11 protein-coding genes are annotated in these 13,729 nt (G+C 65.9%); 8 read left to right on the top strand and 3 right to left on the bottom strand.

Features of this window, described 5'->3' with window-relative positions:
* Positions 1-61: 61 nt before the first annotated feature.
* On the bottom strand, positions 62-643 hold the full coding sequence (locus tag CVS48_RS18340) for a DUF4202 domain-containing protein (protein WP_100857736.1): 582 nt from the start codon (positions 641-643) through the stop codon (positions 62-64).
* Between the two features lie 200 nt (positions 644-843).
* On the opposite strand from CVS48_RS18340, the gene CVS48_RS18335 reads away from it, so the two are divergent.
* The 7 genes from CVS48_RS18335 (at position 844) to CVS48_RS18305 (ending at position 11,091) form a co-directional block, all read left to right on the top strand.
* Positions 844-2,997: a hydantoinase/oxoprolinase family protein gene (locus CVS48_RS18335; protein WP_100855675.1), complete on the top strand. Its 2,154-nt coding sequence runs from the start codon at positions 844-846 to the stop codon at positions 2,995-2,997.
* Positions 2,997-4,721, top strand: a complete 1,725-nt coding sequence (locus CVS48_RS18330) for a hydantoinase B/oxoprolinase family protein (RefSeq protein WP_100857735.1) — start codon at positions 2,997-2,999, stop codon at positions 4,719-4,721. Before CVS48_RS18335 ends, CVS48_RS18330 begins: the two co-directional genes overlap by 1 nt.
* 65 nt (positions 4,722-4,786) lie before the next feature.
* Positions 4,787-6,385 carry an ABC transporter substrate-binding protein gene (locus CVS48_RS18325; protein WP_419191475.1) on the top strand — a complete coding sequence of 533 codons (1,599 nt, stop codon included), beginning with the start codon at positions 4,787-4,789 and terminating at the stop codon, positions 6,383-6,385.
* On the top strand, positions 6,382-7,365 hold the full coding sequence (locus CVS48_RS18320; RefSeq protein WP_100855674.1) for an ABC transporter permease: 984 nt from the start codon (positions 6,382-6,384) through the stop codon (positions 7,363-7,365). The genes CVS48_RS18325 and CVS48_RS18320 overlap by 4 nt, the downstream gene beginning before the upstream one ends.
* A gap of 71 nt (positions 7,366-7,436) precedes the next feature.
* A complete protein-coding gene (locus CVS48_RS18315) occupies positions 7,437-8,339 on the top strand; it encodes an ABC transporter permease (protein ID WP_100855673.1) in 903 nt (300 codons plus the stop codon).
* Positions 8,336-10,129 (top strand): ABC transporter ATP-binding protein, encoded by a 1,794-nt coding sequence (locus CVS48_RS18310; protein WP_100855672.1) that lies wholly within the window; start codon positions 8,336-8,338, stop codon positions 10,127-10,129. The genes CVS48_RS18315 and CVS48_RS18310 overlap by 4 nt, the downstream gene beginning before the upstream one ends.
* The gene (locus CVS48_RS18305) at positions 10,126-11,091 is read left to right on the top strand and encodes an alpha/beta hydrolase (protein WP_100855671.1); all 966 of its coding nucleotides are present in this window, start codon (positions 10,126-10,128) and stop codon (positions 11,089-11,091) included. Before CVS48_RS18310 ends, CVS48_RS18305 begins: the two co-directional genes overlap by 4 nt.
* 10 nt (positions 11,092-11,101) lie before the next feature.
* Here the strand turns inward: CVS48_RS18305 and CVS48_RS18300 are convergent, their stop codons facing one another.
* Both CVS48_RS18300 and CVS48_RS18295 read right to left on the bottom strand, forming a co-directional pair.
* Positions 11,102-11,821 (bottom strand): Crp/Fnr family transcriptional regulator, encoded by a 720-nt coding sequence (locus tag CVS48_RS18300; RefSeq protein WP_100855670.1) that lies wholly within the window; start codon positions 11,819-11,821, stop codon positions 11,102-11,104.
* 20 nt (positions 11,822-11,841) lie between these two features.
* Entirely contained in the window at positions 11,842-12,600 is a 759-nt protein-coding gene (locus CVS48_RS18295) for a Crp/Fnr family transcriptional regulator (RefSeq protein WP_100857733.1), read from the bottom strand.
* Between the two features lie 349 nt (positions 12,601-12,949).
* On the opposite strand from CVS48_RS18295, the gene CVS48_RS18290 reads away from it, so the two are divergent.
* A complete protein-coding gene (locus CVS48_RS18290) occupies positions 12,950-13,684 on the top strand; it encodes a FadR/GntR family transcriptional regulator (protein WP_100855669.1) in 735 nt (244 codons plus the stop codon).
* Positions 13,685-13,729: the final 45 nt, after the last annotated feature.

Raw genomic sequence — 13,729 nt, 5'->3', positions numbered from 1 at the left:
CTCGTGGTGCGTGTTAACCGCCACGTGTTAACCACCACGTGTGAACCGCGTGTGCCGCCCTTTACGCCGCCAGCGCCTGCTCCAGATACGCCGTCCCCGCCGCGCTATACGGCAAGGTCAGCGCCCACTTGTGGCCCGCCGGGTCCATCTTCTGCAAAGACTTCCGCAAAATCTCCACGATCTTCTCGCCATGGGCCGGGTGGAAGGCTTCGTACTGATATTGCAGAAACACCAGGCACAAGGCGTTTTCCATGGTCTGCACATCGGCGTCCTGCTTGATGCCCTGCTTCATCACGATGGTCTTGACGCGATCGATCACGTCGTCCTCGTAGCCCGTCTCACGCAGGATGGCCTCTGCGACGCTGGCATGGTGCCGCGCCAAGGCCTTGCGCCACGTCAGATAGCCCACGCGCCCGTCGGGATAGCTCTTGCGGCTGATTTCCCAACGCCCGATGTGCTGGCAGCGCGACGCCAGCACCAGCGGCAACGATGCGTCGGGCGCCAGTTTCAATACCCACTCGTGCAGCTTCTGCGCCAGGAACAGTTCCTGCGGACAGGTCTCGCCCTGCCACGTAAACAGGTTCGGGTCGGTGCCGTTGTACTGGTCAAACCGAAGCAGCGTCTGGTGTAGGCGGTCATTCATGCGTGGGGTTTCCAAGTAAGGCGCCAGGGCGGCCAAAGACGCAACGATCATAGCGCCAAGCGTGCCGGCAGATGCGCCCGCGTTCTGCAAAACGCATATCGAAACTCGAAAATCATCGTTCATACGAACGCGGCGACTGCTTAGGATCTGGGGTTCTCCCTAACGCCCGACGGCGCCACGCGCGCCATGCCTACTACCCCATGCCAAATAAATCCCTTCGGGAGCCCCAAGCCTCACCCGTGCGCGTCGCCGTCGACGTGGGCGGCACGTTCACCGATATTGTTCTGGAACACAGCGACCACCGCTGGTCCGCCAAACTGCTGACCACCCCCGACACGCCTGAAACGGCCGTGCTGCAAGGCATTGAAGAATTGCTGGACGAGGCGAGTCTGCGCTGGCCCGACGTCAGCCTGCTGATACTGGGCACGACGCTGGCCACCAACGCGTTGATCGAACGCAAGGGAGCCCGCACCGCTCTGCTGACGACGGCCGGCTTTCGCGATCTGGTCGAGATTGGCCTGGAAGACCGCTTCGCGCAGTACGACATATTTCTGGACAAGCCAGAGCCCTTGGTACCCCGCCCCTGGCGCCACGGCGTGACGGAACGAGTCGACGCGCGCGGCCAGGTGCTGACGCCGCTGGATGAATCGCAGGTCATTGCGCTGGCGCACGAACTGACCGCCGCGCGGATTGAGAGCGTCGCCGTCTGCCTGTTGCACAGCTACGCCCACCCCGCCCACGAGCGCCGCATCCGTGAGCTGCTGCGGGCGCACGCGCCCGACTTGTGGGTGTCGCTGTCGTCTGACGTATGCGCTGAGATCCGTGAGTATCCGCGCCTATCGACCGTCAGCGCCAATGCTTATGTGCAGCCGCAGGTGTCGGGTTATCTGCGTCGGCTGAACGAGGCGGCCCGTGCACGTGGCCTGCGCGACGACCCTTTTCTGATGACCTCGGGCGGGGGCATTGCCACGCTGCAAACCGGGGTGGAAGAACCCGTGCGGCTGGTCGAATCCGGACCGGCCGGCGGCGCCATCCTGGCGCAGCACATCGCCGAGCAGACGGGGGCCTCGCGCGCGCTGTCGTTCGATATGGGCGGCACCACGGCAAAGATCTGCTACATCGATGACTTTGAACCCCAGGTCAGCCGCAGCTTTGAATTCGGCCGAGTGCACCGACACCTGAAAGGATCCGGCCTGCCGATCCGCATCCCCGTGATCGAGATGGTGGAAATTGGTGCCGGGGGCGGGTCCATCGCCCGCATCAACCACCTGGGCGTGGTGCAGGTTGGCCCGGACAGCGCCGGTTCGCTGCCTGGCCCCGCGGCCTACGGCAACGGCGGTGAGCACCCCACGGTGACCGACGCGCACGCCGTGATCGGCACCGTGACACCCCAGCGTTTCGCGGTGGGCAAGGTCAGCCTGCAACCGGCGTTGGCGCAGCACGCCATTCAGGCGCACGTGGCGGAGCCCGCTGGCCTGGACGCGCCGCGGGCCGCGCAAGCCATCATCGACGTCGTCACCGAGAACATGGCCAATGCCGCGCGCGTGCATGCCTCCGAATTGGGCAAGGCGGCCGAGGAACACACGCTGATCGCCTTTGGCGGGGCGGCGCCGCTGCACGCCGCCCCGTTGGCACGCAAGCTGGGCATCGACCGCGTCATCATCCCGGAATCCGCCGGGGTGGGCTCCGCAGTGGGCTTCCTGTGGGCGCCCATCGCCTATCAATCCGTTCGAAGCTTTCACCAGCGCCTGGACGGCATCGACCATGCCGCCGTCCAGCACCTGCTTGACGAACTGACCGCCAGCGTCAACGCCGTGGTGCGCCGCGCCGCGCCGAACACGCCCTTGACCCACAAGCGCGTGGTGTTCATGCGCTACAGCGGCCAGGGACACGAGATTGCGGTTGACCTGCCCGACGGCCCATTCGACCACGCGGCCAGTGCGCGCTTGAGCCAGGCCTTTGCCCAGCACTACGCCCACCTGTATGGGCGCAGCCTGCCGCATGTGGCGCCGGAGGCCGTCAGTTGGTCGGTGGCCGCGCAGGCCGGCCAGCGCCGCGCGCGGCCGCAGGACCACATAGCCACAGGCCACGGCACGGCAGCGCGCCAGGCGGGCACCCGCATGGTGTTCGACACCGCGCAAGGCCGCTGGCTGGACATCCCCTATTACGAACGCCAATCGCTGGATCCCGAACAGACGCTGACCGGCCCCGCGCTGGTCGTCGAAGACGAAACCACCACCTATGTACCGCCGGGCTTCGTGGCACGCCGCAGCCGCCTGGGCTCGTTGGTGCTGGACGATACCGACGCGTCCCAGCGCCGCCAAGCCAACTCCGTCGACAAGGACAACGCATGATGAACCTCGCAGCCGACCCTGTGCCTGCCGCCGCCGCCAAGCCCGTAGCGCTGGAGCGCATCCGCTTTCAACTCGCGTGGAACCGCCTGCTGTCCGTTGTGGAAGAACAGGCGCAGGTGTTGATCCGGTCCGCCTTCGGCACCGCCACGCGCGAAGCCGGCGATCTGTCCGCGGGCGTGTTCCTGCCCGACGGCCGCATGATCGCGCAAGCCGTCACCGGCACGCCCGGGCACGTCAACGCCATGGCCGAATCCGTCAAGCACTTCCTGCGCGTCTTTCCGCTCGATACGCTGAAGGATGGCGACGTGCTGCTGACCAACGACCCCTGGAAAGGCACCGGCCACCTATTCGATATGACCATGGTGACTCCCGTTTTCCACGGCGGCGCCCTCGTCGCGCTATTTGCCTCGACGCTACATGTGATCGACATCGGTGGCATCGGCAGCAGCGCCGATGGACTGGAGATATATCACGAAGGCTTGTTCCTGCCCATCCTGCGCTTCTTTCATCAACACGAAGTCGACCCCGGCGTGCTGGCCATCATCCGCGCCAACGTCCGCGAGCCCGAACAAGTGGAAGGCGACCTTTACGCGCTGGTCGCCTGCAACGCCATCGGCGCGCGCCGCCTGAAGGCGCTGCTGATCGAGTTCGAGTTGGGCGATCTGGACGCCTTGGGTGGCTACATCATCAAGCAGTCCGAACATGCCATGCGCCTGGCCATCGCCCAATGGCCGCAAGGCACCTGGAATAACACGCTTGTGATCGACGGCTATGACGCGCCGATCACGCTGCAAGCCCGTGTCAGCATCGCACCGGACAAGATCCGGATCAATTTCGACGGCACCTCGCCCAGCGTGGCGCGCGGCATCAACGTGGTGAAGGCCTATACGGATGCCTATACGTCCTTTGGCATCCGTTGCCTGATTGGCGCTGACGTGCCCAACAACGCGGGATCCTTATCCTGCGTGGAAGTCGCCGCGCCCGAAGGCTCCATCCTGAACGCGCGCTATCCCGCCGCCGTCACGGCGCGCCACATCATCGGGCAGATGCTGCCCGACGTGGTGTTCGGCGCGCTGCGCCAGGCCCGCGCCGACCAGGTGCCGGCCGAGGGCGCCTCGTCGTTGTGGAACCTGCACTTGGTCGGCGGCGAGCCGCTGGCGGGGGCTACCCCTGAACAGCAGGAAGCCCTGCTGGCAGGCCCACGCTTTAACGCCGTCAGCTTTTCCACCGGCGGAACCGGTGCTCGGCCCGGCAAGGATGGGCTATCGGTCACGTCCTACCCCAGCGGCGTGCGCAACGTGTCGTTGGAAATTCTGGAAAGCGCCAACCCGCTCGTCTTCGAACAAAAGGAATACCGGCCTGACTCGGGCGGCCCCGGCACGCAGCGCGGAGGCTTGGGCCAAACCATCGTGGTACGCCACGCCGACCCACGAGCCGCCATGATCATCGCCGCCGCCTTTGACCGCGTGGTGCATCCAGCGCGCGGCGCATTGGGCGGCCAAGCGGGTGCCGGTGGGCAATTGGGCCTGGCCAACGGGACGCCCCTGCGCGCCAAGGGGCGCCAGTTGATTCCTCCGGGCGAGCGGCTGGTGGTGCATACGCCTGGCGGTGGCGGCCTGGGCGACCCCGCCCTGCGCGCTGCAAGCCGCGTTGAACGCGATGTGCGCGACGGTCTCGTCAGCGCGGACCAGGCGCGTACCGCCTACCAGGAGCAACAAGCGTGACGTCAACCCCGAACTCGATCCAGAGCCTGACCTTGAACCAGACCCAGACCCAGACCTTGACCCCGATCGCCACAACCCTCACCGCCATCACTCGACGTGCCAGCCTTGGCCTGCTTCTGGCCGGCGTATTGCTCGCCTTTGCCCCGGCCTTGCATGCCGAGCCCACGCGCGGCGGCACGCTGACCCTGCTCTTGCCGTCCGAGCCGACCGCGCTGGTCACCGTGGGCAACGTGGCCACGCCCATTCTGAGCGTCAGCGCCAAGGTCACCGAAGGCTTGCTGAAGTACGACTACGACTTGAATCCACAGCCGCAGTTGGCCACCGCCTGGCAAGTCAGCCCGGACGGCACCGTCTATACGTTCACGCTGCGCCAGGGCGTCAAGTGGCATGACGGCAAGCCTTTCACCGCCGCCGACGTGGCGTTTTCGATTGGACTGCTAAAGAAGATCCACCCACGCGGGCGCAACACGTTCGCCAATGTCGGCGCCATCGACACGCCCGATGACCACACCGTGGTGCTGCGCCTGACCAAACCCGCGCCCTACCTGATACGCGCGTTCGTCGCCACCGAAACACCCATCATCCCCAAGCACATCTTCGACGGCGCCGACCCGCTGACCAACCCCGCCATCTCGGCGCCCATCGGCACGGGCCCGTACAAGTTCAAGGAATGGGTACGCGGCAGCCACATCGTGTATGAACGCAACCCCGATTACTGGGACAAGCCCAAGCCCTATATCGACCGCCTGATCGTGCGTGTGGTGGCCGACCCGGCCGCCGCCGCCATCGCCTTCGAAACCGGCACCGTGGACCTGGGCTACCGCACGCCCGTGCCGCTGGCCGACCTGGCGCGCCTGAAAGCCGTGCCGACGCTGCGGTTCGAGACACGCGGAAACAGCTATTCGTACAACGTGACACGGCTGGAATTCAATTTGGACGAACCGCATTTCAAGAACGAAAAAGTGCGGCAGGCGGTGGCTCACGCCATCGACCGCAACGTCATCCTGAAAGTGGTGAACTACGGCGTGGGCCAGGTGGCGTATTCGCCCATCGCCCCGGGCCTGAAAACCTATAACGACTCCACGCCCTCGCCCTACGCCTTCGACCTCAAGCGCGCCAACGCGCTACTGGACGAAGCCGGTTACCCCAAAGGCGCCGACGGCGTGCGCTTTCGGGTACCGCTGGACTACAACCCCATCGGCGCGGACGGCGCACGCCTGGCCGACTATCTGCGCACGACGCTGGCGCGCACCGGCATTGCCGTGACGGTGCGCTCGCAAGACGCCTCGGCCTTCATCAAACGCATCTACACAGATCGCGACTTTGCCTTCACCACCAACGGCGCCAGCAATTTGTTCGACCCCACGGTAGGCGTGCAACGACTGTACTGGTCCAAGAACTTCATCAAGGGCGTGCCATTTTCCAACGGCACGCACTACCAGAACCCACAGGTGGATGCGCTGTTGGAAGCGGCCGCGGTCGAGAACGACCCCGCGCGCCGCGTGCAACTGTTCAAGGAATTTCAGCAGATCGTCGCCCGCGACGTGCCGGACCTGAACCTGTATCAGCCGGAGTTCATCACCATCGCCAACCAGCGTGTGCATGATCATTCGCTGACGGCCGACGGCGTGGAATCCAATCTGGCGGACGTGTACCTGCAATGAACCCGCAACGCGCCGCCCGCACCCTGGGGCTATCCGTGATCCAGGCGATACCCACGATCATCGGGGTCATCCTGCTAAGTTTCTTCCTGCTGCAAGCCGTGCCGGGCGATGCCGCCGACGTGATCGCTGCCGAATCCGGGTCGGCCACCGAAGCCGGCATGGCCGCCATGCGCAGCCATTTTGGCCTGGATCGTCCGGTGTTGCAGCAATTGGGAGCGTACCTGGGCAACCTTGCCAGCCTGAACCTGGGGGTATCGCCGCGCTACAACCTGCCGGTGTCCGACCTGATTTTCAGCCGACTGGGCAACACAGTGCTGCTGATGTTCAGCGCGTTGGGATGCGCGCTTGCCGCCGGCATCGCATTGGGCGCGGTGATGGCCAGCTTTGTGGGCCGCTGGCCCGACCGCGTGCTGTCGCTGGCGGCGCTGCTCTTGTATTCCACGCCGGGCTTCTGGCTGGGCTTGATGGCCATCATCCTGTTGTCGGTGCAACTGGGGTGGCTGCCGCCCGGCGGGGTATCAACGATCGGCTCGCCCGCCACCGGCCTGGCGCACGCGCTGGACGTGGCGCGCCATCTGGTCTTGCCGACGCTGGCGCTAGCGGGCTTTTACGTCGCCATCTTCGCGCGCCTGACTCGCGCGGCGATGCTGGAAGTCAGCCGGCAGGACTTCGTGCGCACGGCGCATGCCAAGGGGCTCGCGCCGGCCGCCGTGGCGCTACGCCACGTCTTGCGCAACGCCTTGATCCCCGTCACGACGGTGGCAGGCCTGAACTTCGGCACCCTGCTGGGCGGCGCGGTCGTGGTCGAGACCGTCTTCAGTTGGCCCGGCCTGGGCAGGCTGGCCTATGAATCCGTCATGGCGCGCGATTACGTAGTGCTGATGGGCATCCTGGTGCTGTCATCCCTGCTGGTCATCGTGGCCAACATCCTGGTCGATCTGTTGCAAACGCTGCTGGACCCGCGCGTCCGCGCACATTGAGCGGATCCCGTGCTTGCCGCCTGTTTGTTGTCTTTTTTGCTTCTCCGCTATCCGCCTTCCCATTGCCTTCCATGTCCACTGATTTCCTGTCTCCGTCTTTGCCGCAGGCCGCGCCCGCTGTCTTAGCCGTCAGTACATACCGCCGCGCGCGCACACTCCGCAGGCTGCTGGCCAACCCTGGCGCGGTGGTGGGCGGTGCGCTGTTGCTGTTGATCCTGCTTGCCGCCGTCACGGCTCCCTGGGTGTTCCCGCACGACCCGTTGGACATGGTTGGCCCGCCCATCCAATGGCCCGGCCAAGACCCGAACTTCTGGCTGGGCACTGACACAATGGGGCGCGACATTGCCGCCGGCTTGGCGCACGGCGCGCGGGTGTCGTTGACGGTGGGCGTCACGGCGGCGCTGCTTAGCCTGGCCATCGGCATTGCCGTGGGCGCGTCGGCCGGCTACTTCGGTGGCTGGGTCGACGTGGTGCTGATGCGCGTCACCGAACTGTTGCAAACCATCCCGTCGTTCCTGCTGGTGGTGGTGATCGTGGCGATCGGGCGGCCGTCGGTCAGTGTGATCGCACTATCCATCGGCGCGGCCTCGTGGCCGGTCGTCGCACGCCTGGTCCGCGCGGAATTCCGGACCTTGCGCGAATCCGAATTCGTACTGGCCGCGCGCAGCAACGGCTTTGGGCACGCGCGCATCGCCCTGCTGGAAATCCTGCCCAACGCGCTGCCGCCCGTCATCGTGACGACCTCGGTGCTGGTGGCCAACGCCATCCTCATGGAATCGGCCTTGTCCTTTATGAACATGGGTGACCCCAACGCGGTCTCGTGGGGCAGCATGATCGGCGACGCGCGCGAGATGCTGCGCACCGCCTGGTATCTGGCGGCCCTGCCCGGCTTGTCCATCGTGCTGACCGTGCTGTCCCTGAACCTGTTGGGTGACGCCCTGAACGATGCCTTCAACCCAAGGCTGTCCGCATGACCGCCGCATCCCTTTCCCCAGGCGCCCACGCCCTGCTGAGCGTGCGCGACCTGACCGTCTCGTTTCGCGCCGATGACGGCGCACGCCGCGCCGTCGACGGGCTGAGCTTTGACGTCGCGCCCGGCGAGACCTTGGCGCTGGTGGGTGAATCCGGCTGCGGCAAGTCGACCACCGCCCTGGCGGTGTTGCGCCTGCTGGCTTCCGGCAGCCGGACGCAGGGCCACATCCTGTTCAATGGCGTCGACCTGGCTCGCCTGCCCGACCGGCAGTTGCGCCAGGTGCGCGGCCGCGACATCGCCATGATCTTTCAGGAGCCGATGACATCGCTGAACCCGGTGCTGACCATCGGCCGACAGATTGCCGAGGCCATCCGCTGCCACGAGGACATCGACCGCGCCGCCGTGCGCCAGCGCACATTGGAACTGCTGGCGCGCGTCCGTATTCCCGACCCCGAGCGGCGTATTGACGATTACCCGATGCAATTGTCGGGCGGCCAGCGCCAGCGCGTGATGATCGCCATGGCCATCGCTTGCCGGCCGAGGCTGTTGATCGCGGACGAACCCACCACCGCGCTGGACGTCACCATCCAGGCGCAGATCCTGCAACTGCTGGACGAGTTGCGACACGACCTGGGCATGAGCATGCTGCTGATTACTCATGATCTTGGCGTAGTGCGGCAATGGGCCGACCGCGTCGTCGTCATGCATGGCGGCAGGAAGCTGGAGGAAGCGTCGGCCACCCAACTGTTCGCCGCCCCATCTCATCCCTATACACGGGGGCTGCTGGGCGCGTCACTACATGCGCGCGACGGCCTGCACTACCGGCAGGCGCGCCTGCCGGAGATCGTTGTCAGCCGCACAGAATCCACTGGCGAACCCCGCTTCACCCTGCGCACATCGGACAGCGCTGCCGGCTCAGGGCGCGATACGGCACACCTGGATAGCCCCGCAACCCACGCCCATGCAAAGCCATTGCTCAGCGTGCGCGGCCTTTCCACGCGCTACGCAGGCCGCCGCGGCGCCGCCGTACTGGCGGTGGACGGGGTGTCCTTCGACATCGCCCACGGTGAGACGCTGGGTCTGGTCGGTGAATCGGGCAGCGGAAAGTCAAGCCTGTCGCGCACGCTGCTACGTTTGACGCCCGCCCATGCCGGCCAGGCCCTGCTGCGCGGAGCGGATCTGTTGGCCTTGTCTGAACGCGCGCTCAAGCCATGGCGTCGGCACATACAGATGGTGTTCCAGGACCCCTACGCGTCGTTGAACCCGCGCCATACGGTGCACGACATCCTGGCCGCCGTCCTTAACGTTCACGGGGTGCGCAACCGCGTGGAACGCGACCGGCGCGTGGCCGACATTCTGGACAACGTAGGCCTGCCCGCCGACGCGGCTCGGCGCTATCCCAACGAATTTTCAGGCGGACAGCGTCAACGCATCGGCATTGCACGGGCGCTGATCACCCGCCCGTCGCTGGTGGTGCTGGACGAACCGGTGTCAGCGCTCGACGTATCAGTGCAGGCCCAGATCCTGAATCTATTGGTCGACTTGAAGCATGAACTGGGGCTGTCTTACCTGTTCATCTCGCACGATCTGGCCGTGGTGCGTTACTTGTGCGACCGGGTCATGGTCATGAACCAGGGCCGCATCGTGGAACAAGGCACACCCGAAGCCATCTGGAGCCGACCTGCGCATCCCTACACGAAAACGCTGCTGGCCGCCGTGCCCGCCGCGCCGCCACTGGTATCCTTCACGGGCAAGCCTCACCGCCCCTACCCCAGATTGGCAATTCCATGAGCTCCTCATACACCCCTACCCTGGCGCCCGACGTGCTGGCCGCGCAAGCACTGGCCCAGCAGCACGGCGTGGGCACAGCCAACGTGCTGACCACACCCATCGCCGAATTCCGCGGAAAAAGCCGCGCCTACCAACAGTGGTTGAGCCAGCCCGCGCCACCCGTCGGCCGCGTGGTGGAACACCGGCTGGACCATCTGCCCGTACCCGCCACGCTGCGCCTGTACTACCCGGAAGGCGCGGGTGACGCGCCGCTGCCCCTGTACCTGCACCTGCACGGCGGCGGCTTCGCGCATGGCGACCTGGACTCGCTGGACCGCTGGAAGCGCGAGATCGCGGCCGATGCCGGCATCGTCACGGCGGGCCTGTCCTACGCCTTGTCGCCCGAAGCCCGCTACCCCGTTGCGCTGGAACAGGTGCTGGGAGCGCTGCGCTGGCTGCGCGACCAGGCGCCTTCGCTGGGCTTGGATGCATCGCGCCTGTCGGTGGGCGGCGAATCCGCCGGCGGCAATCTCACCCTGGCCGCGCTGCAACGACTGCGCGACGAGGGCGACGCCTTCATCAAGACCGGCGTCGTCATCTACGGCATGCTCTCCGCCCGCGACGACACGCCCTCGCACGACGCCTATGGCGACGGACGCTTTGGCCTGTCCACGGAAAAGCTCGATTGGTACTGGCGGCAGTACGTTGCGGATGCCGCGCAGTTGACGGCCCCCGGCGTCGCCCCGCTGCATGCCGACATGAACGGCCTGCCGCCCCTGATCCTGCAAGCCGCCGCGCTGGACCCGCTGCTGGACGACACGCTGGACCTGGCCAACAAACTCTTCGCCACAGGCGCCGCGCCCATGCTGGTCGTCTACTCCGGCGTGCCGCACAGCTTCATCGGCATGACGCGCCTGTTGCCCCAAGCGCAAGAGGCACGCGCGGACTTGATCCACGCCTTGAAGCGTAACTTGGCCGCTTAGGAAAGCCCCCTTAATGCAAGTGACTCGCATAGCTGCGCAGATCCGCCGCGTAGCACTCACATGCCGCCACTTTCAATCCCACGCGGTCCAGAATCGCGATATGGCCTCGGTGATAAGCGATCAGCTTGCGCTGCTGCAAGGCTGAAGCAGCCACCGTGACGCCGACGCGCCTTACTCCCAGCAGGTAGGCCAGGGTTTCGTGGGTCAGGTGAAAGTTGTCGGCATGGGCGCGGTCTTGCGTCATCAGCAAGCAGCGCGCGAGCCGGCCTTCGACCAGATGGGAATGTATGCATGCCGCGGCCTGCGCCAACTGCCGCAAGCTGACCACGATGTAGCCGTTGAGCAATTGGCGCAGCGCCAGGCTGGCGTCCATTTCCTGCCTGAACCGGTGCGACGCCATGCGCAAGGCCGTGCCGCCGCCCTGCACCACCACCCGCAACGGCGAGGTGTGGGCGCCCAGCGCCGCGTCGATGCCCCACATCCCTTCGTTGCCGATCAGCCCCACTTCCAGCGCGCCTCCGCGCGGAAGCGCAAGCGGAAGCATCAGCGACACATAGCCACCCAAGGGAAAGTAGACGTCATCCAATCGCCCCCCAGGCTGCAACAGGCATTGGCCGAATGCCAGGTCGACCGCGTCGAACCGGCCCAGCAAGCGTGCGCGCTCGGCGTCCGGCAAGGCGTCAAGCAGGCGGTTGGATACGCCGGTAAGCGCGGGGTGGGCATACGGCACGGACGGCTCCAGGTCGTGGGTCAGGGGCGCCGGGCGGGTACGCGCTGACTCAGCAGGCGGTCATATTCATCGCGGACCACGGTGTAGCACTCGCACACGCGCGCCTCCAGGCCGGGGCGGTCGATCACGTCGATATGCCCACGGCGGTATCGGATCAGGCCGGCTTCCTGCAAATGCCCCGCCGCCTCGGTCACGCCTTCACGCCGCACGCCCAACATATTGGCGATCAGTTCCTGCGTCATGATGATCTCGTTGGAACGCAGGCGGTCAAGGCTAAGCAGCAGCCAGCGGCATAATTGCTGGTCCAGCGAGTGATGCCGATTGCAGACGGCGGTCTGGGCCATTTGCGTCAAGAGCGCCTGCGTGTAGCGCAGCAGCAGGTGTTGCATGGCCCCGCCCCGGTCGAACTCGTCTTTCAGGGCCTGGCCTTTCAGTTGATAGGCCGAGCCCGCGCTTTGCACGATGGCGCGGCTGGGCGTGGTTTCTCCGCCCATGAAAAGCGAAATGCCGACGATGCCTTCATTGCCGACCACCGCAATCTCTGTCGATGCGCCGTCTTCCATGACGCAGAGCAGCGACACAATGCAATCGACCGGAAAGCAGACGTGCCGCATGCGGCCGCCGGGTTCATATAAGGCCTTGCCCAGCGGCATGGCGACGCGCTCAAGCTGTGGGAACAAACGGTCCATCTCTGCCGGCGACAACGCTGCCAGCAGTTGATTCTGGGTGGGAAGGTGGGGCTCGTGGACGGCGTCGTGCAGGAAGACGGCATCATCCATCTGCAAGACGATGGCCGCGACCGCGCCGTCACGCTGGAACTGCCCCGGGTCTTCGCCACAGCCTAACGCCTGGTCAACCACGGGCTCGGCCATGCCGTGGCCACGACCTGACCACGGCCCGGCGGCTTTCGCACCACCCTCGCGCCGCTAGTGGTTTTCCCTGAAACCACCAAAAAACCGGAGCCCCCCGGTTCCCAAGCCGGGTCCGCTCCGGTACATTTCGTCCAGTGGCCTGACCACTGGACCATCAGGCACCTCTACAACATCGCATCCCCGCACCGCTCACGCAAGACACCACCGCCCCAAACCTATTACGCTCACCGTCCCGAACACTCCAAGCCGCCCCACGATGACTTCCCTACAGGCCGTAGCCTCAACCCGCCTTTACCGCATGATTGCCGACCAGATCGCCGCGCGCATCAAGGCCGGTGACTTTCCCGCGGGGGGCCGCCTGCCCGCCGAGCGCGAGCTGGCCGAGCAATTGCAAGTGAGCCGGGCGTCGGTGCGGGAAGCCCTGATCGCCCTGGAAATCGAGGGCTATGTGGATGTGCGCGTGGGCACGGGCGTGTTTGTGTGCCAGCCGCGTGAAGACGGCCAGTACCAAGACGCGGCGCCGGCCACCGCCGCCGCCGACAGCGTCGAAGCCACCGATATCGGCCCCTTCGACCTCTTGGAAACGCGCTTGCTGATCGAGCCGGAATGCGCCGCCCTGGCCGCGCAAAAGGCCTCGCCCGCGCAAATTGCCGCCATCCGCGCCGCGCACGACGGCATGTCGCTGACCGAATCCCCCAGCGTGCACGACCGCGCCTTCCACAGCGCCATCGGCGCCGCTTGCGGCAACGCCGCGCTGGCCGCCGCCATTTCGCACATCTGGCACCTGAGCACCTTGAGCCCGGTGTTCCACCGCCTGGAGGAACACTTCGTAACCACCAAGGTGTGGATCGAAGCGCAGAAAGAACACGAACGCATCCTCGCGGCCATTGTCGACCGCGATCCCATCCGCGCGCGCCACGCCATGCACGACCATCTGGTCGGCATCCTGGCGCGTCTGCGGGAAGACTTCGGCAACGTTGGGATCCGATGATTTGATGAACTGCTAATCCGCCAGGCCTGAGACGCATCAGGCCCC

Origin of the sequence: Achromobacter spanius (assembly GCF_002812705.1) — a bacterium.
GTDB classification, from domain to species: Bacteria; Pseudomonadota; Gammaproteobacteria; order Burkholderiales; family Burkholderiaceae_B; genus Achromobacter; species Achromobacter spanius.
This window is presented reverse-complemented; position numbering and strand designations above follow the sequence as displayed.